Source organism: Hymenobacter aerilatus (assembly GCF_022921095.1).
GTDB classification, from domain to species: domain Bacteria; phylum Bacteroidota; class Bacteroidia; order Cytophagales; family Hymenobacteraceae; genus Hymenobacter; species Hymenobacter aerilatus.
On record NZ_CP095053.1, the window covers coordinates 4,595,818 to 4,620,188 of the forward strand.

Here is a 24,371-nt window from a genome sequence, read left to right on the forward strand (position 1 = left end):
AGCTTGCGAAGGACCTTCTCACGACAGAACCATACGGCTGGTAGTATCTATCAAATGCATAATCGTGCAGCCGTGATAAGATTCTTCGCTCCGCTCAGAATGACACAATCTTTCATACCTCTCATGAACACCTCCCTCGAAACCCAGACCCTGGGCGCGGCTGTAGCCGCTAAAAAACCACTCATCATCTCCGGACCGTGCTCGGCCGAAACGGAGGAGCAATTGATAGCTACCTGCACCCAACTGGCCGCTACCGGCAAGGTAGACATGCTGCGCGCCGGTATTTGGAAGCCTCGCACCAAGCCGGGCCTATTCGAGGGGATTGGTACCAAGGGCTTGCCTTGGTTGAAAAAAGCTCGCGAGCTGACCGGCCTACCCACTACCATTGAGGTAGCCACGGCCCGCCACGTAGAAGACGCCTTGACGTTCGACGTGGATGCTCTCTGGATTGGCGCCCGCACCACCGTAAATCCCTTCTCGGTGCAGGAAGTGGCTGATGCCCTGCGCGGTGTGGATGTGCCCGTGTTCATCAAGAACCCCATCAACCCCGACCTAGAACTGTGGACTGGTGCCGTGGAGCGCATTGCCAAAGCTGGCGTGAAGCAGATTGGTCTGATTCATAGAGGTTTCGCGGCGTACGGCAACACGCAGTACCGCAACGCGCCCATGTGGCACTTGGCCATTGAGATGAAGCGCCGGATGCCAGATATGCACATGATCTGCGACCCGAGCCACATCTGCGGCAACCGCCACATGCTGGCCGAGGTGGCTCAAAAGTCCCTCGACCTGGACTACGACGGCCTGATTATCGAGTCGCATATCGACCCCGACAACGCCTGGAGTGATGCCAAGCAGCAGGTGACGCCCGAGCGCCTAGCTGAACTGCTCGACGGCCTGCACTGGCGCCGCGAAACCACCGATAAGCAGGAGTTCCTGAGCGCGCTGGCCAAACTGCGCGAGCAGATCAACCACATCGACGACGAGGTGCTGCAACTGCTGGGCCAGCGCATGCAGATTGCCGAGCGCATTGGCGAGTACAAGCGCGACAACAACATCACCATCCTGCAAACCGCTCGCTGGAACGACATCCTGGACCATGGCGTGCAAAAAGGCGCTAAGTTGGGCCTCACTGAAGACTTCATTCTGAAGTATCTCGATGCCATCCATTTGGAGTCCATCAACCGCCAGAACCGGGTGATGAGCAAGAAGGCGGAGTAGGGTAGGGGCCTTTTAGCCTTCGTCTGTCATCCTGAACGCAGTGAAGGACCTTCTCACGTGAGAACGACCATCGTAATAACGACTCGTTCCAGCGTGAGAAGGTCCTTCACTGCGTTCAGGGTGACAGGGGAACTTGGAATGATAGCGGTGTAGAATAAACTTGCCCACGCGCAAAAATCCCCCGTATTTAGGCCCATGCTCTTCTATACCGTCATGAAACCCGTGGTGCAGGTGGCGCTGCGCGTGTTTTTTCGCAAGCTCGAAATCCGGCGGCACAACCGGCTGCAAACCAAGGGGCCGCTGCTGATTGCCAGCAACCACCCCAACACCCTGATGGACCCATTGGTGGTAGCTGCTAACCGCCGCGAGCCAGTATTCTTTTTGGCGAAAAGCACGTTTTTCAAGAATCCGATTCTGCGGGCTGTGATGGAGTCGGGTAACTGCATTCCGGTGTACCGGCGGCAGGATACGGAAAGCGGAGCCGAAAAGCTGACGCCCGAGGAAGTAACCGCCCGCAATGAGGCCGCCTTCAGTCGCAGCTACGACCACTTTGATAGGGGCGGTACGCTGATGATTTTCCCAGAGGGCACCAGCGTGAGCGAGCGGCGCCTACGCCCGCTCAAGACCGGCGCGGCCCGCATTGCGCTGGGCGCCGAAGCTCGACGCGACTTCCAACTGGGCCTGCAAATCCTACCCGTCGGCATCAACTACTTCGACCCTACCCACTTCCGCTCCGATGTGCTCGTGAACCCGGCCCGCCTGATTCGGGTGGCCGACTACGCTGCTGCCTACCGCCAGGACCCCGAAGCCGCCGCCGACGCGCTGACCGAGGAAATTCGGCAGCGTATGGAGAAGCACTTGGTTATCACCCGCGATGCCTCAGAAGATGAGCTGGTGCTGAACATCGAGCGCACCTTTGGCGACCATCTCAACCCCGACGACGACCCCGATACGCTCTACGACAACTTCCAGCTCAGCCGCACGCTACTGCAAGCTGTGGCCTACTTCGAGCAGCACGACCCCGAGCGCCTGCACGAGGTGCGCGACCGGCTCACAGCCTACCTGGCTGACCTTCGCCGCCTGCGCCTCACAGACGAAGCCCTGGAGCCACAAAAGCCCCGGTCGTCGCGCCTAAGCCGGGCCGTGAAAACGACGGCCAAGCTGATACTGGGCTTACCCGTGTACCTGTATGGCGTGGTGAACAACTACGTGCCCTATATCCTACCCTCCGTGGTGGCCAAGCGCGCCACAAAAGACGTGGAGTTTGTGGCGCCGCTGCTGCTATCGGTGGGTATTATCACCTTCAGCGTTAGCTACGCGGCTCAAACGGCCCTGGTGCATCACTACACCAACGACTGGCGCTGGACGGCGCTGTATTTCCTCAGCTTGCCCCTCACGGGCTTCTACGCCCTCAGCTACTGGAACAACCTGGAGGCCCGGCGGTACCGACTACGTGCGTCGAAGCTGTTCCGACAGCAGCCCGCCGAGGGTGAAAGCCTGCTTCGGCAACGGGCAGAAATCCTGCGCCTGCTCAACGAAGCCAGCCAGGAATACTTGGCGGGTAGGCAAGTAAGGTAGGAGAGCGAGTTGCCGGGTCGTTTATCACAAATCCACCTTCGCGCCCACACCCAGGGTCAGGATTTGGCCAAGGCTGAGGCCACTGCGGTTGGGTAGGTAACTTACCAGATATAAGTCGTTGGTGCCTAGCTCGTAGTAAAGCGAAACCTCACGCTTGCCGCCGGTGGCGCGGGGTAGGGACAGGGCTACCCGGCTACCCAAGAAAGCCCCAGCCCGCAGGGTAGTCGTCCACCAGTAGTAGCCTCGGTAGCCGTATTTGTCGGCGCTGTTGCGGTTGATCTGCGCGGCGGGTGTGTAGTTTACCAGCCCGCCTACCGACAGCGGCAACAGGCGCCACCGCTCCGCTAGCTGCACCGAAAACGGTGAATACGTGGCTTTGGCTGTGAAAATAGCGAAGGCCCGATGCCCGGTATAGCGCGCCGGCACGTAGCCCACCAGCACATCGGCATCGAAGCGGTGCGGGTGGCGACTGGGCGAGTAGCCCGCACCAGTAGTGAGCATCCCAATGCCGCCGCCGGTTTGCAGTACGGCGTGGTCGGGTACATACCAAGGGCGTGGGGTGGGAGCATCCGTGGATTGCGCCGTGGCCGACCAACCGCCTAGTAGCAGCCCCGCGAGAAGAGTAGCCGTGTGCCGCATCCTCCTAATACGATATGGTTTCAAGCTTATACTGATGTCGGCCCCAGAGCGTGAGCAGCAGATAGTTGCGCTGCGCCACACTGTAGCCGCTGATATAGGTGACGCGCTCCGGCACGGGCTGGCGCACGGAGAATTTATCGTTGTGGCCGGTGAGGTGCAGCACCAGGCGCGGCGCCTGCTCTAGCGTGCTGGTGTAGGCCGGCGTCACGGCCGCGTCGAAGTCACCGTCTTCGGGCGGCACGTGGGCCATGACTACCTGGCGACGCACGCCTACCGTATCGGCTAGCTGCTGCTGCAGCCAGGGCACATCGGGCACATGGCCGTTGAATTCGTACTCGCGGCCGTTGGTGTTCACTAAGATAAAGCGCGTGCCAGCGTACGTGAACGTGTAGTTCAGCGGACCAAAGATGCGCTGGTAGGCCTCGCGCCCGTTCTGGGCCAAGTCGTGGTTGCCGACCACCGTGAAGTAAGGCACGTTCAGCTTCTTGAATTCATCGTTCACCCAGCGCATTTCCCTAGCCAGGCCAAAGTCGGAAATATCGCCGCCTACCAGTACCATGGCCAGGCCGCGCTGCTGGTTGATACTGGCTACCAGCGGCGGCACATCATCGTAGTAGCGCTGCGAGTCGGAGGTAAACACAAAGCGGAGCGTGTCGCCGCCGGTAGGCACAGGGCGTTGGGCCAGGGCTGTCAGGTTTTTGCGCGTCAGGTCGCGCTCCGAAGCTGGTGCACGGGTATCGTTGGGACTGAATTCAAGTAAGTCGCAGCCGGTGGCGGCCGTCGTCAGGAGCACTCCAAATGCCAACCGGACAGCCAGCCGGGAAAACGTAAAATCAGCCATACGCAAAGCCATCAACCTATAAGAAAGGTGTCCTCTATACCAGCGAGGGTAGGATTGTGTTTCAAAGGTTGAAAATCAACTCTTGGAGCAGCACAAAAGCCAGCAGATGCCGGGCACCCCTCTTGGCTGTTATGTCAACCATCCCTGGTTGACGGCGATTTTTATCAGGGACGCCGTGTTTTTGGAGCCGGTTTTTTCCATCATGTTTTGACGGTGGGTTTCCACCGTGCGCGGACTGGTGAACAGCTTATCGGCAATCTGGGCAGTAGTAAGGCCATCAGCCACCAGCTGCAAAATCTCCCGCTCGCGCGCCGAGAGGCCGTTTGCGGGCTGGGGAGGCAGCTCCGGAATGCCTACCAGCACTTTTTCCAGCATGGCCAACCCTAGCTCGGAGCACAGAAAGCGCCGGCCAGCGGCTACAGACCGCACCGCCACCACCAGTTCGTCGTGGCCCGTGTTTTTCAATACATAGCCTGAGGCGCCAGCCTCTAGCACTTGCCCAATAGACCGGGCATGGTCTACCATCGAGAGCACTAGTATCCGGACTTCGGGAAACTCCGCACGCAGTCGTTGGGTGGTAGCCAAGCCGTCGAGACCCGGCATGTGCAAGTCCAGCAGTACCACGTCGCAGGGCGTAGTGGGTAGCTGGGCGAGCAGCTGCTCACCGTTTTCGGCTTCGCCCACCACTTGCAGGTCAGGGGTTTGCTGCAGGAGCGCGCGCAGGCCATCGCGGAGTACAGCGTGGTCGTCAACGAGGAAAAGTCGGATCATGAGCTCAGAAAATCAGGGTAGGGAATACGAATGCGGACGTATGCCCCACCAGTGGGGGCAGAGCCCGTTTGCAACTGCCCCCGCAGCAAGGCTACCCGGTCGCGGATGCTGCGTAGGCCCAGGCCAGAACTGCCGGCTAAGGTTGCCCCAAAGCCTGGGCCATTGTCTTCGGCTCGCAGCAGCACCCAGCCGGGCATGGTTTCCAGCTCCAGGCTGGCCTGGGTAGCGCCGTGGGCGTGCTTCACAATATTCTGAGCCAGCTCTTGGGCCATGCGATAGAGCGCCATTTGCAGGGCCGGGGGTAGGGGAGCAGTATCGGAATCGAGCACTATGTGGCAATGCATATGCAGGCGCGGCGCACTCATTTTTTGACAGATGTCGTGCAGGGCGGCAGTTAAGCCAAAGTCTTCCAAGGCCAGCGGTACCAACTCGTGCGAGAGGGCGCGGGTCTGGCGGATGGCTTCTACGAGCAATTGGTCGGCCTCGCGGCGGACGGCCGCCAGCTCGGGGGTAGTGTCCGGCGGCGGGGTGGGTAGGCGGTCGAAGCGCAGCTTGGTGGCGTAGAGTATCTGACCGATGCCATTGTGCAGGCTCTCGGCCAGGCGCCCACGCTCAGCCTCTTGGGCCTCCTGCACGGCCTCGAACAAGGCCTGCTGCTGCGTGAGACGCAAGCGTAAATTGTCGGCCTCTAGGCGCTGCAACTCACTAATATCCAAGTCGACGCCCAGCACGCGCGTAGGCTGGCCCGCCTCATTGCGGAGCACTACGGCTTTCGTACGCACAGTTTTCACCTGCCCTTTTACGCGCAGGCGTAGGGTTTCTTCGAAGCCGCTGCTGCCCGTAGTCAAGTTGTGCACCAGTTGCTCGGCGCGGGCCCGGTCTTCCTTCGCCACAAACTGTAGGTAGACATCGGGCCCAACCGGCATGCCCAGCTGCAGGCCTAACAAATGGTACATGCCGTCAGACCAGCGCATGGTGTTAGTCACCAGATCGTAGTCCCAACTGCCGAGGCCGGCCACAGTTTCGGCCTGCTCCAGCAGGCGCAGGTTTTTCAGGCGCTCCTGTTCGGCCGTTTTGCGCTCGGTGATGTCGAGATTGGTGGCTACCAGGCCGTCGCCCATTTTCACAAACTGGCACGTGAACCACCGGCTGAAGCCTTCGTGGTCGTAGAAATACTCCATGCCCTGGGGCGCGTCGGAAGCCAAAGCGCGCAGCATCAAATCGAAAAGGCCTACCTGCCGGATGCCGGGATACTCGGCGGCGTAGAGCTTGCCTACCAAGTCGGTGCGGCCGGTTTCGCGCTCCAGCTCTTTGTTGACGAGGGCTAAGCGGAAATCCTGCACCTGCCCGGCTTCATTGCGCACAGCCTGCAGCACCGACATGGAAATAAGGCTGTTATCAAGTACCGACTGCAGCAGGTCGCGACTTTCCTGGAGCTGTTGGGTGCGCTCTAGCACCTGCTGCTCCAGTTGCTTGCGGTAGCGCTCTTCGGTCTGGCGCTGGTGCATCTCGGCTAGCTTACGAGCGTGAATGTCGGTGGCGGCCCCAAACCAGGTAATAATCTCGCCATGCTCGTTCCGAACGGGCCGAACCTGCACCTGAAACCAGCGGTACTCGCCCTGGACCGAGCGGATACGGTGCTCCTGGCGCAGGAACTGACCATTGGTTACAGCAGTCTGGTAGCGGCGCGCCGATGCGGCTCGGTCATCGGGATGAATAACATCCGTCCAGCCGTAGTCGGCGGCGTCTTCAAGGGTCTGGCCGGTGTACTCGTACCACTGCTGGTTATACCAGGTTGTGTCGCTAGCAGTGGTGCTGCGCCAGAGCAAGTCGGGCACCAGGTTAACGAAGGTGCGAAACTGCTCCTCACTTATCCGTAGCGCTTCTTCTACCCGCTTGCGCTCCGTAATGTCGTAGCTCACGACCAGCACGGAGCCCACGTGGCCCGCAGCGTCGAACAGGGGTACCCCACGCGAGATGTACGTGTGGCCATGAGCCTCATTTTCCAGCGAGAAGCTCTGCCCGGCCAGGGCCAGGCGGTAGTGTCGCTCGTGCTCGGTCGCCAGGGTAGGGGGCATAGCCTCGTAGAGGGTGCGCCCGAGTAGACTGGCCGGGTTGAAGCCAGCCGCGTACAGCGCCTCACCCTCGGCCAGCTGGTAGCGTAAGTCGGCGCCCACGATGAAGACGGCTGCGCCCGGAAGGTTGGTTACCAGGGCTTGCAGGCGCTCCTCGCTCAGGCGCCTTGCTTCTTCGGCGCGGGCGCGTTCTACTGCTGCCCAGGTGCGCTCGGCCGTTTCCCGTAGCAAGGCAATTTCATCGGGCGTCCAGCGGCGGGGCTCGCCCTGGTGCACCACCAGGTTGGCCACCCAACGCCCGCCTTTCAGAAGCGGGTGGGTGACAAAGGCCGTAGAGCCGATGACCTGGTAGTTGAATTTCTCCTCCTCGGTCAGCTCGGCTTCGGCGGCCACGTCCTCCACAATCAGGGGCTCGCCGTGGCGGGCCCGCTCGATGATGGGGCCGTAGGCTGAGAGCGGAAACGAGCCCGTAAAGGCCGGAAATCGCCCGCTCAGATAATTGTCCGTTACCACCACCGTTTCACCGTCGAGCGTAATCTCCGCATACATTGCGCGGCCGAGCCCAAAGTATTCGCCTAGCACGCGGGTGGCAGTGCGTTGAATTTCCCGCGCGTCGGCGAGCGGGCGCAGCGCGTCGGTGAGCTGCAACAGATACGCTTGTTGGGCCTCGCTAGCCCGCCGGGTCTGCTCTTCCTTTTTGCGCTGGGTGATGTCGTCGTAGAACACCCCGAACAAGTCGGCCCCGCTAACCGGCGTCATGTAGAATACATACCAGCGGTCGGTGTCCGCAACGTAGTGTTCGAAGCGTTCCGGCTGTTTGGCTTGCAGCACGCGCTCGGCCACGACCAGCCAGTCGGCATAAAAGATCGGGAAGAGCGCACTGGCTAACTGGCCCACGGCGTGGGCGCGGTTGAGGCCGGTTTGTTGCTCAAAGGCGGGATTGAGTTCGAGGTAGCGGGCATCTACCGCGCGGCCGTGCGCATCGCGGACCAGCTGATTCAACGCAAAGCCTTCGGCCATCGCGTTGAACAGAGTGCGGTACTTGTCTTCGGCTTGCTGGGCTAGCTCATCTTTGAGCCGAAAGATTTCCTGCTGGGCCAGCTTGCGCTCGGTGATTTCGGCGGTGGTCATCACGAAGCCATCCCGCATCCGGACCAGCGTTTGATGAAACCAGGCCTCGAACTGCTCGTGGGCGTAATATTGCTCGTGGTCAACCGGAACCCCGGTTTCCACTACTTGCACAAACAGGTCGAACAGCCCCGTTTCTACAACTCCCGGGTTTTCTTGCAGAAGGCTTTTGCCCGCCATGGGGGGCCCATATCGCTCCAGCCAGACCCGGTTATTTAATATCCACGTAAAATCGACAATCTTCCCGCTGGCATCTCGCACGGCCTCAAAGGCTTGCACCACGTAGTGGGAGCTGTCTAGGGTAGCCTGCAGCAACTCTTTCGTTTCGCGAAGCTCCTGCTCGGCTTGTTTGCGCTGGCTAATGTCGTGGGTGGTGGTCGTCACGCCGTCGCCCAGCTTCACGGTAGACTGGTAAAACCAGCCGTCGAACTGCTCGTGCACGTAGTGGTGCTCGCGCTGGTCGGGCACACCCGTTTCGAGCACTTGCCGGAAGACGTCGAAAATGCCTTCTTCCACCACGCCGGGGTTTAGCTGGCGCAGACGCTGACCGATGACGTCGCCGTAGTACTGCTCGGCGGCGGTATTATTCAGCACCCACTTAAAATCCACTACTACCCCCTGCTCGTCGCGCACGGCCTCAAACACCTGCACCATATCTAGGGAGCTGTCGATGGTAGCGCGCAGTAATTCGCGGTTTGCGTGCAGCGCCTGTTCGGCCTGCACGCGTTCGGTAATGTCTTGCACTAGGCCGCGGAGCTGCACGGCGTTGCCGGCTGCGTCGCAGCGCACTTCGCCGTGCGCTTCGAGGGTACGCCATTCCCCAGTGGGGCGGCTGATGCGGCGGCGGTAGGTGTAGGGCTGCTTGGTACGCACGGCCTCCTCCAGCACTGGCCGCACTAGGTCCGCATCGTGGGGGTGCGAGCGGGCATCAATGAACTCCAGCGTGGGTACGAAGGCCTTCGGTACCTCGCCAAACAGCCGGTACATCCCGTCAGAGAAGTAGAAACTCCCGCTAGCGAGGTCGACATCGTAGGAGCCGGTATGGGCCACTTCCTCCAGGTCCAGTAGCAGCCGGCTGCTGTGTTGCTGAGCAGCCTCGGCCTGCTTGCGGCCGGTTATGTTTTCCCAAAACACCCAGTGTTGCCCGTCCGGGGCGGGAGCGGCCTTCAGGCTAAGCCATAACGCGGTGTGCGGCAGCCAAACTTCGTGGGAGGCTACTGCCTCGGATGCCAGCATGTGTTGTAGCGCAGCCCCCAGAGCGGGTGGCAACGGAGCGTCCGCTAGGGGCTGGTCTACCACGGCCGCGGGTGGGGTGTCGCACCAGTGCGCCGCCTGCTGATTGATATACCGAATGAACCCGTCCGCATCGAGCACCAGCACGCCCCAGGGTAGCGCGTTGAGCAGTGCAGTGGCCGCGGCCAGCGCTGCCAACTGCGAGGAATTGGGCGGAACAGAATGGGGAGGCTCCATGCAACGCGAACGGGTGAAAAAGGCCCCGTAAGCCAAGTGTACGAAGATTTTTCTTGCCAAGGCTATGCCCTCAGCAGCAAGCAGAACCGTAGTAAAGGGCTAGGGCTAGGGCTAGGGCTAGGGTAAGGGCTAGGCCAAGGCGTCGTCTAGGGTAGGCACTATATACAATTGGTTTTCTACGCCCGCCAAGATTTGTCGTAGGGTATACTCGACAGTAGCTGGCACCTGGCAGAGCACCAAGCGGGCGTGGCGCCGACGCAGGCGCTGCTGGCAGGCCCATAGCAGCCAGACGGCTGTGCTAGATAAGGTAGTAAGCAGACGGCAATCGACCCACACAGCAGATTTGCCGCTGCGGCAGGCCTGGGCCAGATGGGCAGCCAGCGTGGTTTCGGCGGTGGCAGTGGTAGGGGCCAGGGCCAGTAGGCAGCCGGTTGGAAATAGTTCGTAGCAGATAACTAGCACGGCAGACATGTAAGGACATAGCGAATGATACCTCAAAGTTCCGCGCCGATAACTGCTTTATGGCCCGCATTTTCCCGTAAACCATCCAGAGAAAATACGGAATTAGCCTACGCCACCGCCAGGGTAGGCGGTGGCGTAGCAGCTGCCTGTGTTCATCAGAACTGCCTGCCTCGAAAACAGCACACGGGTATTGGTTTGCTACCCGTTGTCGGTGCTACTCATCCAGGTACTGGTGCACAAACTTGATGGCCATCGAGCCCTCGCCTACCGCCGAAGCCACGCGGGCCATAGCGCCGGTGCGGGCGTCGCCGGCCGCAAACACACCGGGCACGCAAGTTTCGAGGAGGTAGGGCTCCCGGTTATGCTTCCAGGCCTGGGGGTAGCGCGGGTCGGCCACCAGGTCGCGGCCGGTGAGCAGGAAGCCTTTGGGGTCGCAAATCACGCTGGCCTGCACCCACTCGGTGCTGGGTTTGGTACCGATGAAGATGAACAAGGCCTGGGCCTCACGCGCCTCTACCTGCCCATTGTTGTTGATGACGACTTCCTCCAAGTGCCCATCGCCGCGCACCTCCTGCACCTGCGTGTAGGGCATGATGGTGATGTTGGGGGTGTTGCCGATCTGCTCAATTAAATAAGCCGACATACTGGCCGCTAGCGACTCACCCCGAATCAGGATGTAGACGTGGCGGGCGTAGGTGGCCAGGTACATAGCGGCCTGCCCCGCCGAGTTGCCGCCGCCCACAATGTACACGTCGCGCTGCTCGCAGGAGCGGGCCTCGGTGCGGGCGGCGCCGTAGTAAATGCCGGCCCCGTTGAGGCGGTCCATGCCGGGCACTTGCAGCTGGCGGTAGCTCACACCGGTGGTCAGCACCACAGCGCGCGTGCGGATTTCGCTGCCATCGGTCAGGGTCAGCACTTTGTAGTAGCCGTCCTGAATGCACATTTCCTGTACTTCCTGTGGGGCCAGCAGCTCGGCACCCAGGCGGGTAGCCTGCATCCAGGCGCGGTGGGTCAGTTCGGCGCCGCTCAGGCCGGTGGGGAACCCTAGGTAGTTCTCGATGCGGGAGCTGGTGCCGGCCTGGCCGCCGGGCGCCTGGCGCTCAATCACCAGCGTTTTCAGCCCTTCCGAAGCGCCGTATACGGCGGCGGCCAGCCCAGCCGGACCGGCGCCTACCACTACCACATCGTACAGCTCCTGCGCAGCCTTGGATGCTAAGCCAATTTTGGTGGCAATAGCCGCCCGCTCGGGCCGGGCCATAGCGGTACCGTCCTCAAACACTACCACCGGCAACTCGGCAGCAGTGTACTCGGTGCCGGCTAGCAGAGCCTCTGCTTCGGGGTTGTTTTCGTAATCGAGCCACTGAAACGGTACCATGTAGCCGGCCAGAAAGTCCTTCAGCTCGTGCGAGAGCGGCGACCATTGGAACCCAATCAGCCGCAGCCCCTCGAAACGGGGACGGTAAGTGGCTTGCCAAGCAGCCAGCAAGTCGCGCAGGCTAGGGTAGAGCAGCTCCTCCGGCGGGTCCCAGGGCTTGAGCAGGTAGTAGTCGAGATGGGCGTTGTTGATGGCCCGGATGGCCGCCGTGGTATCGGCGTAGGCCGTAAGCAGCACGCGTTTGGTGCTCGGAAACAGCGCCCGCGCTTGCTCTAGCAACTCTACCCCCTCCAGGCCCGGCATGCGCTGGTCGGCCAGAATGAGGGCCAGCGGCTCCTGGCGCTGGTGCAGCTCCCGAATGATTTCCAAAGCCTCGTCGCCCGATGAGGCGCGCAGAATGCGGTAGTCGCGCCGGAACTCCCGGCGCAGGTCACGGTCGACGGCGCTCAGCACCTGTGGGTCGTCGTCCACGGCCAAAATAATTGGTTTCTTATCGGTAGCCATCAGGATAGAATAGGAGAGGTTGTGGAGCAGGGGTGCGTTGCAGGCGCCCGGTGAGGTAGGGCAGTTTGAGTATGGCGTGTTATGCTCACTCAGTGGAAGGTGGCGATACACTTCCCAGAAGGAAAACTACTAAACGAACCCGAATACGCAATAATGGGCGCGCGGCCACGCCCTTACACTGGCAGCCAAGCGCAGAACTCCGTGTGGCCGGGCGTGGAAGTGACTTCCAGCTTGCCGTTGTGGTTGGCGATGATGCGCTGGGCAATGTCGAGGCCCAAACCGGAACCCGCGCCGGCCTGCTTGGTGGAGAAGAAGGGCTCGAAGATGCGCGGGAGCACGTCGGCCGGAATACCAGGGCCGTTGTCAATGACGCACACCTGCACGAACCCGTTTTCCAGCCGCGTGCGTAGCGTGATTTCGCCGCCTTTGTCGGGTAGGGCGTCGATGGCGTTGTCGAGTAGATTGGTCCAGACCTGGTTGAGGCTGCTGGCCTGCCCGTGCACCCGAGGCAGATCGGAGGCAAACTCGCGCACTACCGTAATATTCTTGTGGCGCAGGGGGTAGCTGAGAATATTGAGCGTACTGCGCAGGCCAGCCGTCACATCAACCGGGGCGTAGTCGGTGCCGCGGTCCATGTGGGAGTAGGTTTTCACGTCCGTTACCAGCTGCGTGATGCGGCTGCCCGCCTCCTGAATGTCGCGCAGCAAGCGCTGAGTAGTAAGGTGTCCCGCCAGCCAGGCAAAGGCCGCCGGGCGCGCCGCCTGGGGTAGCTGCTCGGCCATGGCCGTTAGCTCGGGTACGGCCAGCTCGGCTTCTAGTAAGCTAGCTGCCAAGGCGTACCCATCGGGTACACCCTGCTCCTCCAGCCAGTCCACCAGCTCATCCTCGCGGTCGGCGCAGTCCAGCGCCGACATAGGTATAGCGTTGTCAATGGGCGTGGCCGTAGCCAGGGCCGTCAATTGAATGAGGGCAGCCGGGTCGAGGCAATGCTCGCCCAGGGCCCGCAGCAGGGTAGGGGTAGCGGCTGTTTGCTCGCTGAGGTTAGCCACGGCGCGGGCAATGGCGGCGGCTGGGTTGTTCAGCTCGTGCGCTAGTCCAGCCGATAGCTTGCCTAAGGCGCGCAGTTTATCGTCGCGCTCCTGGGAGCGGGCTTCATCGCGCGCCCGGTCGCTCATCATGCCCACTAGGCGCTGCACCAGCTCGGGACTCACACTTTCCAGTGCGGCAAACTGGTCGCGGTGTAGGCGGTAGATGGTGGTATCGCCCAGGGTCACGCCGTAGCCTTTGCCGGCTTGCAGGCGCGAGTAGGGTAGGAGCCCGGTTATCTGCCCCACCGTAGCCCGGAATTTAGGCTCGCGCTGCCCATTCTGCACCGAAAAATACTGGACGCCACCGTGCAGCACGGCCAGCATGTAGTCGATGGGCTCGCCGGGCGTCATTGTTTCGGTACCACCCGGGTATTCTTGAATTTCGCCGTGGGCGTGCAGCCAGTCGAGCACGTCGGCAGGCAAATCGGCGAAGGCCGTAACAACCGTAAGGTCGGTGGTAGGCGAAGCAACAGACATAAGACGGCAAATAGACAACCCAGGTACCACCCAGTTTGGGCAGCATTCACCAGCTACAACCAGTGCCGACGGGGTAGGGTTTTGGTTTGCTAAAAAGCCGTTTCTTGCCAAACTTTTTAGCGGCTCCTACCAGTTATAGTAGTTCACATTCAGTAGTCAATGGCCAAGATCAAAACCCTTTATTTCTGCCAGAATTGCGGGGCGCAATCCGTGAAATGGATTGGCCGCTGCCCCAGCTGCGGCGAGTGGAATACCTACGTGGAGGAAGTGGTGCAGAAGGAAGACACCCAGGCGGCCGGCTCCTGGAAGCCGCCTACCTCGGCCCCTACCCTTAGCAAAGTGGCCAAGCCCCGGCCCGTAAGCGAAATTCATTACGAAGAGGAAGCCCGCATCGCCACCCAGGATGGCGAGCTGAACCGCGTGCTGGGCGGCGGCATTGTGCCTGGCTCGTTGGTGCTCATTGGCGGCGAGCCAGGCATCGGCAAAAGCACGCTGATGTTGCAGATTGCCATGTCGTTGCGGCGGCTGAAGGTGCTCTATGTGTCGGGCGAGGAAAGCGAGCAGCAGATCAAGATGCGCGCCGAGCGTCTGGGCGACCAGCACCCCGGCTGCTACATCCTCACGGAGACGAACACCCAGAACATCTTCAAGCAGATCGATCAGCTCCAGCCCAACATCCTCATCATCGACTCCATCCAGACCCTGCACTCGGGGCTGGTAGAATCGGGGGCGGGCTCGGTGAGCCAGGTGCGCGAGTGTACCGCCGAACTGCTGAAGTACGCCAAGGAAACCGGCGTGCCAGTGCTGCTCATCGGCCACATCACCAAAGACGGCAGCATTGCCGGCCCCAAAATCCTGGAGCATATGGTGGATACGGTGCTGCAGTTTGAGGGCGACCGGCACCTGAGCTACCGCATCTTGCGCACCACCAAAAACCGTTTTGGCTCTACCTCTGAGCTGGGCATCTACGAGATGCAGGGCGCCGGACTGCGACAAGTGAGCAATCCTTCGGAAATCCTGCTTTCCCAGCGCCACGGCGACGAGCTGAGCGGCATGGCCATTGGGGCTACCCTGGAGGGCAACCGCCCGCTGCTAGTAGAGGTGCAAGCCCTCGTGACGCCCGCCACCTACGGCACGCCCCAGCGCTCGGCCACGGGCTTCGACAGCAAGCGCCTGCAAATGTTGCTGGCTGTGCTGGAGAAGCGTTCGGGCTTGCGCCTGGGTCAGCACGACGTGTTCCTGAACATTGCCGGTGGCCTGCGTCTCGACGACCCCGCTCTAGACCTAGCTGTATGCGCCGCCGTAGTCAGTTCCCTCAATGATATTCCGATTCGGGGGGAGGTGTGCCTAGCTGCCGAGGTAGGGCTGAGCGGCGAAATCCGGGCCGTGAGTCGGCTCGACCAGCGCCTGGGCGAGGCCGAGAAGCTGGGATTTGCCGAAATGTACATTTCCCAGTTTAACGCCCGCGGGCTGGATCTGGCCCGCTACGGCATTCGGGTGCAGCCTGCCGGCCGCCTCGATGAGGTACTGAGCGGCCTGTTTGGTTAAGCGAAATTGCGTGCTATTTCCCAAAGTAATGCCACGGCGTAGCAGCCGTGGCATTACTATTGTTGACAAGTGACAACTGCGTTGCCACCAAAACGTATCGATGGTGCTGGAGTTACGAAAAAAGACTTCACTTGGATTGAATATCCTATATAGAAGTCTAGTATCTTCGGTTCTATAATTGTCTTTTACCGTGAATGTAGCCGTTTAAGTGGTATAATTCATGATTAATTAGGACAAAAAACTGATTAATTCCGCCCTTTGCCAGACTTCTCCGCTCGATGCTTTCCTTCCGTCTTTCTTCCTTTCTGGCCCTAGTTGTAGGGTGTCTGGCCTCCTTTTCGGGTAGGGCTCAGGGTACAGTTGTCATCACTGGCAAAATTAGTGGGCGCACGGCCGACTCCGTAGCTGTGTCCCTGCGCGAAAACCCACTCGACCCCAAGGAGCAAATCACCTACGCGCCCGTTAGCGACAAAGGAGAATTTCGGCTGGCGTTGAAAGTGAACGGTCCTACCCGCGCTGACTTGGTATATAACGATGACGTGACGGACCTGTTCTTGGAGCCCGGTTATGCCCTCGACGTGCGCTTTAAGGGGAATGACCTGGCCTCTTCTGTGAAATATAAGGGCAAAGGCGCCGAGGTAAACAGTTACCTGTCGGAGGTAGACGCATCCTTTGTTGAAAACGACGGGTTTCAGGTGCTGCCCGACAATATTATGCTCTACGAAGCGCCGTTTCTGTCGTTTCTGGACTACCGCCGCAAGCAGGAAGAAAAGTTTATGGAGCGGGGCATGGAGGGGGTAGACATGTCGAAAGCCTTCCGCGACTACGCCAAGGCCACCATCGTCTACAGCTACGCCAACGACCGGCTCACGTTCCCGGACCTGCGCGAGCAAGTAGTAAGCACGGAGGGCCGCCTGAAAATGTCGCCCACGTACTACGATTTTCTGAATGATAAAGCGCTGATTGAAAATCCGTCGGCCACGCAAAACGAGCTGTACCAGGAGTTCCTGCTCAACTACGTGCACTACCTGGCTACCTCCGACAAGCACCAGCGCACCGACCCCGATTTTTACTTGGTGTGCTATAACTTGGCCAAGCAAAAGCTGAGTGGCCCTGTAAAACCTATTATTCTGGGGCGGGTGTTGCAGGAGTCGTTCCGGTTTGGGCACGTGAAGCAGTCGGCCGCCATGCTGGAGGACTTCCGCAAAATCGATAAGGACAATCAGTACTACCCCATTTTGGTGCAGGACTTCAACCTGCACAAGACCTTCGCCATTGGCTCGCCGGCCCCCGATTTTCGCCTGCGCACGGCTCAGGGCGACTCCGTTTCACTGCGGGACTTTGCGGGCAAGCTGGTGTACGTCAATTTCTGGCGCACTACCAGCGGCTTGAGCTTGCGCGACCTACCCTACGCCGTGGAGCTAGCTAAAAAGTTTGAGGGCAAAGACATTGTGTTCCTGAATGTGGCGCTAGACGAAAACGAAGGCGCCTGGAAACAGCTGGTTATTAGCCGCAAACTGCCGGGCGTGCACGTGCGTGCCAACGGCGGCATGAAGGCGGCCATCGCCCGCGCCTACGGCGTGCAAGACGTACCCACATATATTCTGCTGGCCGAGGATGGTACCTTCCTCAACACCAAGCCCAAGCGCCTAAGCAGCCGCGCCGCCATCGACGAAATCAAGGAGTCGTTTGGAAAGGCCAGCACGTATTCGGGCATTCTGCCGACGGGTTCGGCGAATAAGTAACCCGCAAAACTGCGGAAGCTTACACGATTCACGCAACAATGTTTAAACCAACAGTGCCTTCTCGGGTTGAGAAGGCACTGTTGGTTTCTAGCCCATCAGTTGTGGCGAGGCTTTCCGCTGCATTCCCGACTTTTGCTTTCCTCTATGGCTTCACTGGTGCGCGATGCGCTGACACTGCTTTCCAAAACCACACCCCGCCGTGTACTAAATGCCGGGCAGGTGATAGGGGGGTACGTGCTCAGCAAGCTTACCGGCAAGGCCCGGCACTGGGGCCTACCCATGGCCTTGTCGTTTGAGCCTACTACCAGCTGCAACCTGCGCTGCCCCGAGTGCCCCAGCGGGCTGCGCTCCTTCACGCGGCCTACCGGTATGCTGCCGGCCGAGCTGTTTCGGCGCACCATTGATGAGGTGGCCAGCCGGTTATGGTACCTGATTTTTTACTTCCAAGGGGAGCCGTATCTGCACCCCGAGTTTCTGGACTTAGTGCAATACGCGGCGGCCAAGGGGATCTACACGGCCACAAGTACCAACGCGCACTACCTCAACGACAAAAATGCCCGCCGCACCGTAGAGTCGGGCCTCGACCGCCTCATCATCTCCCTCGATGGCACCACCCAAGAGGTGTATCAGCAGTACCGGGTAGGCGGCAAGCTGGATAAGGTGCTGGACGGAACACGTAACGTAGTGCGGTGGCGCAAGGAGCTGAAATCGAGCACACCGCGCATCGTATTTCAGTTTTTGGTGGTGCGCCCCAACGAGCACCAGATCGAGGACGCCCGGCGTATGGCCCGCGAGTTGGGCGTGGATGACGTGTGGTTTAAAACGGCCCAGATCTATGACTACCACAACGGCTCGCCCCTGATTCCGACCATCGACTACTACTCGCGCTACGAGAACAACGGCAACGGCACTTACAGCCTGAAAAACCGCTTGCTGAACCACTGCTGGAAAATGTGGCACTCCTGCGTGATTACCTGGGACGGCCTGGTGGTGCCCTGTTGCTTCGACAAAGACGCCGAATACCGCCTCGGCGACCTAAAGACGCAGACCTTCCGCCAGCTCTGGCAGGGCGACAAGTACCGCCGGTTCCGTGCGTCCTTACTCAAAGGTCGCGACCAGATTGAGATGTGTCGCAACTGCACTGAGGGTACCAAAGTGTGGGGGTAGGCGCTTATTTCGTAAAGTCCAGATCGTAGGCTAGCACCGTACGGATGCCGTGGTTGTACTCAAATACGGGGGTAGTGGTGCCGGGAGCGTCTTCCTCATGCTGCGTGATTTGGTAGAGGTACTGCACATCCAACCGGAAATTGTCGCTGAATTGGTAGCCTATTCCGCCCGCCAGGCGGTTTTGATTGAACACGTTATTCTGCACGTTGCGCCCGAAGCTGATAAAGAGCTCATCGAAAGCCGTAAGGTAGGGCTCGTGGCTGTCGAGGGTAGGGCCGAGCAGGGGCAGTTGCAGACTAAGCTGGTAGCGGATGCGGTTCTGAAACAGCCAACTGTCTATCGACTTATCAACAAACTGTGCCTGCCAGCGCTGCTCCAGCCGCACGCGGTGCGTGAGTTGCAGCCGACCCAGCGCATCCGTCAGCGACACATCCTCATACAGCCGATGCTCTGGCTCGCTCCGGCCGCTGGCGGCAGTAGGGTAATCGCCGTAGGGGTAGGTGATGAACAGCGTGTAGCCGCCCGATACGCTCACCCGATCGGAAAGCTGGTAGATACCACCCAGGCGGGCCAGCAGTTGCTGCGGATCCGCAATGAGGTGCACGCGCCGGAGTTGCAACTCGCTGTGCAACTGCCAGTTTTTGCTGAGTTGATGGTCGCCGTTATATACCAGCCAGCCGATGGTGTTATAATCCGGAATGCGAGTGCGCTGGGTTTGGGCCCGGCTGGGCGCGGCAGCAAAGCACAGCAGGGATAGGAGCAAGCAGGAAAGTAGGCGCACAGGGAAAGAGCGAAAAAGAAAATCAACGAAACAACTCATCAAAACACCCCTGGCAAGGCTATAAGCTTTGCTGGAAACGAGGCAAATTTTGCGCTTTAGTGTTACCAGGTGCCAAAACGCCCGGCCCGATAATCCTGGTAAGCCTGCTGAATTTCCTGCTCCGTGTTCATCACAAAGGGCCCCTGCGCTACAATTGGCTCCCCGAAGGGTAGGGCGTGGCCCAGCAGCAGTACGGCATCAGTTAGCGCTTCGATGTGCAAGTTGTCGCCGTCGTGGTGGAACTCGGTGAGAGTGCGGGCTTCTGTTTCCTGGTCATTCACGCGCAGCTTGCCGCGGATGGTGTAGAAAAAAATAGTTCGCTCGGCCGGAATAGAGAAATTCAGCACAGCGCCGGCCTCCAGGTCGATGGTTGCCAGCTGCACATCGGCCAGCGACTGCACGGCCCCAGCCTGGCCGGCCCAGGTGCCCGATACGGCCTGCAGGCGGGCCCGGCCATCGGCCAGCGCCACTTCCGGAATGTCAGCTTTCTGCAAGCCTTGGTAGTGTGGCGGCGTCATTTTGAGGCGCGCCGGCAGGTTCACCCAAAGCTGTAAGATTTCCAGGTCGCCGCCGGTTTGCTTGAAATGGTCGGAAGATATTTCGCTGTGAATCAATCCGCTGCCGGCCGTCATCCACTGTACACCTCCGGCTTCAATCACGCTTTGGTGCCCACTGCTATCCTGGTGCATGATATCACCGGCCAGAATAAACGTTACGGTCTCAAACCCCCGGTGCGGGTGCGGCCCGAAGGGTAGGCCCCGGTTGCCGAGCCGGTACACCTGCGGGCCGTGGTGGTTGAGGAACAGAAACGGGTCGAGGTGCGCTACGGCCGGGGTAGGCAGCGCGCGGTACGTGGTCAGGTCGGCAATGGGGGCGCTAACGGCGCGGTGCTGGGCTTTGATGGTGCGCATGCAAAAGCTATTTATGTATTACCTGCAGCCGTGGCAATATGTTTGTAAAGGGGCCTCGTGCGTTATGTACGCATCAGCCTCAACTTCAGCGACAATTCTTGTCCCGAAAGAACAGGAACTTCCCTGGTTCTCTGCTTATATTGTACTCGTTTTGTCAACAACTTTTTTCCCATGTCTGCTTCCCTCGAAACAGTTAAACAATTTTTACAGCTAGCAGAAGCCTGTATTACTGATCGTGCGGCCTACGTGGCAGTACTGCATCCGGAGGTAGAGCGGCTAGAGTTTCCAAACCTGCACAATAAACAGGTGCAGCGTCGTAATTTCGAAGACATTGTTGATGGTATTCGCGAAGGTCGGGAACTGCTGGCTCGGCAGGAGCTAGCCGGCTGGAACTTCATAATCAGCAACGACAACACGATAGTAGCGGAGATTCGTTGGCGTGGTGAGATGAGCATTCGCAATGAGCGCGTGGTGCCGGGCCAAGTCATTACTGGCCATTACTGCCGGGTGTTTGAGTTGAAGGAAGGCTTGATTTTCCGCATTCGCGACTATTTCTGCTACGAAATGTTCTAACCTCTACTTCACTAGCGTCGCATAGCGGGTAGGGCAAAATGCTACTGCGTGTCGATTGACAAGCACTCAGCGCAGCCTTTGCTGCCTGAGAAGGTCATTAGAACAGTTTCGTACCTTGTTCTGATGATGACCAAACCTCTACTATCGTATGTAGTAACGGCCGCTGTGCTGGCGGGCTGCGCCGGCAGCCACCGCACGGCACCTGCTACCACAGCCACCACCGCGCCTACCACTGCCGGCCCCATCCTACCCGGCGTAGGCCTCGACGTGGCCGACCTGGATACCACCGTATCGCCCTGCGAGGACTTTTTTCACTACTCTGGCGGCAACTGGCTGCGCAACAACCCTATTCCAGCCTATGCCTCTAGCTGGGGGCCGCGCAACCTGCTCGGCGACCGGACCCAGGCCCTGCTGAAGAAAATCCTGGAAGATGCGGCCGCCAACACCCGCGTCTCCAGGGGCTCCAACCTGCAAAAGGTAGGCGACTACTATGCCTCTGGCATGGACTCGGTAGGGCTGGACCGCGCCGGCCTGAAATACCTCCAGCCTGAGCTGCGCCGCATCGACGCCATCATCAGCCGCGACGCGCTACGTCGGGAACTGGCCCACCAGCAAACGTTGGGCACGGGCGCCTACTTTCGCGCCGGCGTTAGTCCCGACCGCAAGAACAGCTCCGTGTATGCCGTGAATCTGGGCCAGGGCGGTCTGAGCATGCCCGACCGCGACTACTACCTCAAGGATGACGCCCGCTCTACCACCGTGCGCACCGCCTACGTGGAGTACCTGACCACGGTGTTTGAGCTGCTGGGCAACGCCTCCGCTACGGCCCAGCAAAAAGCGGCCAACGTGCTGGCGTTGGAAACCCGCCTGGCTCGTGCTAGCAAAAGCCGCGTAGAGCTGCGCGACCCGTATGCCAACTACAACAAAATACCGCTGGCTGAGTTCGACCGCGCCTACCCGGCGTTGGGGCTAGGGGCCATGCTGAAGCAAAACGGCCTGGGTGCGGCGCAGGAAGTAATTGTAGGCCAGCCAGCTTTCTTTCAGGAGCTGAACACGGTGCTGCAAACCACCCCGCTTGCCGAGCAGAAAAACTACCTCACCTGGCAGCTGGTGTCGTCCGTCACGTCGGCCTTGCCGCAGGCGTATTCCGATGCGGCGTTTCGGTTTCAGCAGGTGCAGAGCGGTACCAAGCAGCAGCCTACCCGCTGGAAACGCATGCTAGCCGCCACCGACGGTACGTTGGGCGAAGCCTTCGGGCAGCTGTATGTCGATAAGGCCTTTTCGCCGGAAGCCAAGCAGAAGGCGCTGGATATGCTTGCCAATATCAAGGCGTCGATGGCCGAGCACATTCGTTCCAACACCTGGATGAGCAGCGCCACCAAAACCGAAGCCCTGAAAAAGCTGAATGCCCTGCGCGTGAAAATTGGCTACCCCGATAAGTGGAAGGATTACTCGGCCCTGAACATCACTCGTGAATCCTACCTGCAAAACGTGCTGGCCGCCCGGCAGTGGAACTACGCCCGCAACGTGGAGAAATACGGCCAGCCCATCGACCGGACCGAGTGGGGCATGACGCCGCCTACCATCAATGCCTACTACAGCCCGGCCATGAACGAAATCGTGTTTCCGGCCGGCTACCTCCAACCGCCGTTCTTTGACCCCAAGGCCGACGACGCAGTGAACTACGGCGCCATTGGCGGCGTGATGGGCCACGAGATGACCCACGCTTTCGACGACCAGGGCCGGCAGTACGACTCGGAAGGCAACCTGCGCGACTGGTGGACCAAGGCCGACGGCGAGGAGTTTACCAAGCGCGCCGCTGTGGTTGGCCAGCAGTATTCAGCCTTCTCGCCGCTCGATTCGGTGTACGTGAACGGCAAGTTGACCATGGGCGAGAACCTGGCCGATTTCGCCGGCCTCACCATTGTGTACGACGCCCTGCAAAAGCAGCTTCAGCAGAAATATGGTCGCCAGCCCCGCCCGCGCTACGACGGCTTTACGCCCGAGCAGCGGTTTTTCCTGAGCTGGGCGCAACTGCGGCGCACCAACATCCGCCCCGAAGCCCTGCGCCAGCAAATCCTCACCGACCCCCACTCGCCCGGCCAGTACCGTACCATCGGACCGCTCATGAACATGCCCCAGTTCTACGACGCCTTCGGCTGCCAGCCCGGCCAGAAAATGGTGCGTACGGCCGAGGACCGGGCTAAGATCTGGTAAAAAAAAGCAGCTAGTAGTACCCCTATACAAAGTCCACTGTAGAGGCAAAGAGCAGCTCAGATTGCTCTGCCTCCACAGTGGATTTTTTGTGTGAACCACCATCACGAAACAGGTTTTGTTACTGACCCTATGACCAAGCTACTAGCAGGGTATGAGGCTTTCAAATAGGCAGGCAAGCTGATAGGGTAGGGAAGAACGGCCCCATTTGTGATACCCTACGCCCTGAAAGTTCTATGACGCCTTAAGCGGGCAGAAATAGAAACGAAAGAAGAATAGATGCGACGAATGGTTTTTCAGCAATGCGTTTTTCGTCGAATTATTCTACCTGCTTGCTTGCCTACCTCCATTCTTTCCTGCTATGAAAAAAAAATACGCATTTCTTTTACTGGCTGTCGCTAGCCTAGGTGCCCGGCCAACTGCCCAGGCGCAATCCTTCACCAAAGCCAGTCGGTACCTGACAGTGGGGGGGCACCTAAGCGCCTTCAATTACTTTGGCGACCTAACCCCCCGCGTGAGCTTTGCTAGCGTACGGATGGCAGCTGCTCGACCAGGCTTTGGGTTTCATGTTATGCAGCGCCTCACTCCCTATGTATCAGTGCGCGGCGCTCTGTCGTTTGGGCGCATCGCTGGCTCTGATAAACAAGCAGCCGGTAAAGACGCGACGTACCGCTACTACCGCAACCTCAACTTTGAAAGTAACATCCAGGAGCTTTCCGCGGTAGGAATTGTTGATTTGATTCCTAACCACATGCAGGCAGCGTACCGGGTGCCAGTAGTTCCCTATGTGTTTGGGGGCATAGCGGCCTTTCATTTCAACCCCAAAGGAACCGTAGATGGTGGTACAATACCAGCTGGCCTTAAGCCCGGCGCTAAGGTGGAGCTGCAACCCCAGCGCACTGAAGGGCGCTACTACCAACGGGCACAGCTAGCAATTCCCTTCGGGGCCGGCGTACGCGTGAAGGTGGCCAAGAACGTCAACGTAGGTATGGAACTAGGCTGGCGCAAGACGTTCACAGACTACCTCGACGACGTGAGTACTACCTATACAAGTGTTGCCAACCTCTCGACGCCAGCGGCGCGCTATTTTGGGGGTGGCATCACTCGAACCGACCAAAACACGCCCGCGCAAATGGACGTGCCAGGCGCTTTACGTGGGAACAGCAGTCAGAAAGATTGGTATATCACCACAGGAGTGACTGTAGACTACATCATAGAAAGAAAGATGAAGACCAATAAGTTTAGATAAGATATTGGTATACAAATAATTGTCATAAAATTTGTGTTGCTGATTGTGCATAACGCCTTCGCCCTACCCGGTGAAGGCGTTATTTTTTTGGCTGTTGTATATCTTTATTTACGAAATAATCGTAGAATTACGAATAAATCGTATTTGCTGATATGGAACGACTTACCCAACCCGAAGAAGAAGCCATGCAGGTGCTATGGCAGATGGATGGTGGCTTTGTGAAAGACGTACTGGAGCGCCTACCTGAGCCCCAACCGCCCTACACCACGCTGGCTTCTACCATCCGCAACCTGGAGCGCAAAGGCTACGTGCGCGCCGAGAAACTTGGTAATTCCTACCGCTATGCGCCGCTGGTGCGCAACGAGGACTACCGCCGCCGCTTCATGAGCAGTTTCGTGAGCGACTATTTCCGCAATTCGTACAAAGAAGTCGTATCGTTTTTTGCGAAAGAGCAGAAAATCAGCGCCGACGAGTTGCAGGAAATTATCCGCATGATTGAGGACGGTAAACGCAATTAG

18 protein-coding genes are annotated in these 24,371 nt (G+C 59.4%); 9 read left to right on the plus strand and 9 right to left on the minus strand.

Annotated elements, in window-relative coordinates:
- Positions 1–123: 123 nt before the first annotated feature.
- Together MUN82_RS19245 and MUN82_RS19250 are read left to right on the plus strand one after the other, a co-directional pair.
- Positions 124–1,218, plus strand: coding sequence for a chorismate mutase (locus MUN82_RS19245; protein WP_245093018.1), 1,095 nt, complete (start codon positions 124–126; stop codon positions 1,216–1,218).
- A gap of 195 nt (positions 1,219–1,413) precedes the next feature.
- On the plus strand, positions 1,414–2,796 hold the full coding sequence (locus tag MUN82_RS19250; protein ID WP_245093020.1) for a lysophospholipid acyltransferase family protein: 1,383 nt from the start codon (positions 1,414–1,416) through the stop codon (positions 2,794–2,796).
- A 24-nt stretch (positions 2,797–2,820) separates the two neighbouring features.
- Here MUN82_RS19250 and MUN82_RS19255 read toward each other — a convergent pair whose 3' ends face one another.
- The 7 genes from MUN82_RS19255 to MUN82_RS19285 form a co-directional block, all read right to left on the minus strand.
- A complete protein-coding gene (locus MUN82_RS19255) occupies positions 2,821–3,459 on the minus strand; it encodes a hypothetical protein (protein ID WP_245093022.1) in 639 nt (212 codons plus the stop codon).
- Positions 3,440–4,276: a metallophosphoesterase family protein gene (locus MUN82_RS19260; RefSeq protein ID WP_245093024.1), complete on the minus strand. Its 837-nt coding sequence runs from the start codon at positions 4,274–4,276 to the stop codon at positions 3,440–3,442. The genes MUN82_RS19255 and MUN82_RS19260 overlap by 20 nt, the downstream gene beginning before the upstream one ends.
- Positions 4,277–4,405: 129 nt before the next feature.
- The gene (locus MUN82_RS19265; protein WP_245093026.1) at positions 4,406–5,047 is read right to left on the minus strand and encodes a response regulator; all 642 of its coding nucleotides are present in this window, start codon (positions 5,045–5,047) and stop codon (positions 4,406–4,408) included.
- On the minus strand, positions 5,044–9,720 hold the full coding sequence (locus tag MUN82_RS19270; RefSeq protein WP_245093028.1) for a PAS domain-containing protein: 4,677 nt from the start codon (positions 9,718–9,720) through the stop codon (positions 5,044–5,046). Before MUN82_RS19270 ends, MUN82_RS19265 begins: the two co-directional genes overlap by 4 nt.
- Positions 9,721–9,849: 129 nt before the next feature.
- Positions 9,850–10,191, minus strand: a complete 342-nt coding sequence (locus MUN82_RS19275) for an STAS domain-containing protein (RefSeq protein ID WP_245093030.1) — start codon at positions 10,189–10,191, stop codon at positions 9,850–9,852.
- Positions 10,192–10,396: 205 nt separating this feature from the next.
- Positions 10,397–12,172, minus strand: a complete 1,776-nt coding sequence (locus MUN82_RS19280; protein WP_311136408.1) for an NAD(P)/FAD-dependent oxidoreductase — start codon at positions 12,170–12,172, stop codon at positions 10,397–10,399.
- A 62-nt stretch (positions 12,173–12,234) separates the two neighbouring features.
- Entirely contained in the window at positions 12,235–13,626 is a 1,392-nt protein-coding gene (locus tag MUN82_RS19285) for an ATP-binding protein (RefSeq protein WP_245093032.1), read from the minus strand.
- Between the two features lie 159 nt (positions 13,627–13,785).
- Between MUN82_RS19285 and radA the strand changes: the two genes are divergently transcribed.
- The 3 genes from radA to MUN82_RS19300 all read left to right on the plus strand — a co-directional run bounded on the left by radA (position 13,786) and on the right by MUN82_RS19300 (position 18,086).
- Positions 13,786–15,174, plus strand: coding sequence for a DNA repair protein RadA (radA, locus tag MUN82_RS19290; protein WP_245093034.1), 1,389 nt, complete (start codon positions 13,786–13,788; stop codon positions 15,172–15,174).
- 278 nt (positions 15,175–15,452) lie between these two features.
- Positions 15,453–16,919, plus strand: a complete 1,467-nt coding sequence (locus MUN82_RS19295; protein WP_245093036.1) for a TlpA family protein disulfide reductase — start codon at positions 15,453–15,455, stop codon at positions 16,917–16,919.
- Between the two features lie 144 nt (positions 16,920–17,063).
- Positions 17,064–18,086: an SPASM domain-containing protein gene (locus tag MUN82_RS19300; protein WP_245093038.1), complete on the plus strand. Its 1,023-nt coding sequence runs from the start codon at positions 17,064–17,066 to the stop codon at positions 18,084–18,086.
- Between the two features lie 4 nt (positions 18,087–18,090).
- Here MUN82_RS19300 and MUN82_RS19305 read toward each other — a convergent pair whose 3' ends face one another.
- A complete protein-coding gene (locus MUN82_RS19305) occupies positions 18,091–18,849 on the minus strand; it encodes a DUF2490 domain-containing protein (RefSeq protein WP_245093040.1) in 759 nt (252 codons plus the stop codon).
- Between the two features lie 119 nt (positions 18,850–18,968).
- Positions 18,969–19,817 (minus strand): pirin family protein, encoded by an 849-nt coding sequence (locus tag MUN82_RS19310; protein ID WP_245093042.1) that lies wholly within the window; start codon positions 19,815–19,817, stop codon positions 18,969–18,971.
- Positions 19,818–19,988: 171 nt separating this feature from the next.
- On the opposite strand from MUN82_RS19310, the gene MUN82_RS19315 reads away from it, so the two are divergent.
- The 4 genes from MUN82_RS19315 (at position 19,989) to MUN82_RS19330 (ending at position 24,371) form a co-directional block, all read left to right on the plus strand.
- The gene (locus MUN82_RS19315; protein ID WP_245093044.1) at positions 19,989–20,390 is read left to right on the plus strand and encodes a nuclear transport factor 2 family protein; all 402 of its coding nucleotides are present in this window, start codon (positions 19,989–19,991) and stop codon (positions 20,388–20,390) included.
- A gap of 123 nt (positions 20,391–20,513) precedes the next feature.
- Positions 20,514–22,607, plus strand: coding sequence for a M13 family metallopeptidase (locus MUN82_RS19320; RefSeq protein WP_245093046.1), 2,094 nt, complete (start codon positions 20,514–20,516; stop codon positions 22,605–22,607).
- Positions 22,608–22,965: 358 nt separating this feature from the next.
- Positions 22,966–23,853: a DUF6089 family protein gene (locus MUN82_RS19325; RefSeq protein WP_245093048.1), complete on the plus strand. Its 888-nt coding sequence runs from the start codon at positions 22,966–22,968 to the stop codon at positions 23,851–23,853.
- A 152-nt stretch (positions 23,854–24,005) separates the two neighbouring features.
- Complete coding sequence (locus tag MUN82_RS19330; protein WP_245093049.1) at positions 24,006–24,371, plus strand: BlaI/MecI/CopY family transcriptional regulator; 366 nt, start codon at positions 24,006–24,008, stop codon at positions 24,369–24,371.

Bases quoted from the DNA above. Each gene is read 5' to 3' on its own strand.
- MUN82_RS19245 (WP_245093018.1), top strand. From the start codon at position 124: ATGAACACCTCCCTCGAAACCCAGACCCTGGGCGCGGCTGTAGCCGCT.
- MUN82_RS19250 (WP_245093020.1), top strand. From the start codon at position 1,414: ATGCTCTTCTATACCGTCATGAAACCCGTGGTGCAGGTGGCGCTGCGC.
- MUN82_RS19260 (WP_245093024.1), bottom strand. From the start codon at position 4,276: ATGGCTGATTTTACGTTTTCCCGGCTGGCTGTCCGGTTGGCATTTGGA.
- MUN82_RS19265 (WP_245093026.1), bottom strand. From the start codon at position 5,047: ATGATCCGACTTTTCCTCGTTGACGACCACGCTGTACTCCGCGATGGC.
- MUN82_RS19270 (WP_245093028.1), bottom strand. From the start codon at position 9,720: ATGGAGCCTCCCCATTCTGTTCCGCCCAATTCCTCGCAGTTGGCAGCG.
- MUN82_RS19275 (WP_245093030.1), bottom strand. From the start codon at position 10,191: ATGTCTGCCGTGCTAGTTATCTGCTACGAACTATTTCCAACCGGCTGC.
- MUN82_RS19285 (WP_245093032.1), bottom strand. From the start codon at position 13,626: ATGTCTGTTGCTTCGCCTACCACCGACCTTACGGTTGTTACGGCCTTC.
- radA (WP_245093034.1), top strand. From the start codon at position 13,786: ATGGCCAAGATCAAAACCCTTTATTTCTGCCAGAATTGCGGGGCGCAA.
- MUN82_RS19295 (WP_245093036.1), top strand. From the start codon at position 15,453: ATGCTTTCCTTCCGTCTTTCTTCCTTTCTGGCCCTAGTTGTAGGGTGT.
- MUN82_RS19300 (WP_245093038.1), top strand. From the start codon at position 17,064: ATGGCTTCACTGGTGCGCGATGCGCTGACACTGCTTTCCAAAACCACA.
- MUN82_RS19310 (WP_245093042.1), bottom strand. From the start codon at position 19,817: ATGCGCACCATCAAAGCCCAGCACCGCGCCGTTAGCGCCCCCATTGCC.
- MUN82_RS19315 (WP_245093044.1), top strand. From the start codon at position 19,989: ATGTCTGCTTCCCTCGAAACAGTTAAACAATTTTTACAGCTAGCAGAA.
- MUN82_RS19320 (WP_245093046.1), top strand. From the start codon at position 20,514: ATGATGACCAAACCTCTACTATCGTATGTAGTAACGGCCGCTGTGCTG.
- MUN82_RS19325 (WP_245093048.1), top strand. From the start codon at position 22,966: ATGAAAAAAAAATACGCATTTCTTTTACTGGCTGTCGCTAGCCTAGGT.
- MUN82_RS19330 (WP_245093049.1), top strand. From the start codon at position 24,006: ATGGAACGACTTACCCAACCCGAAGAAGAAGCCATGCAGGTGCTATGG.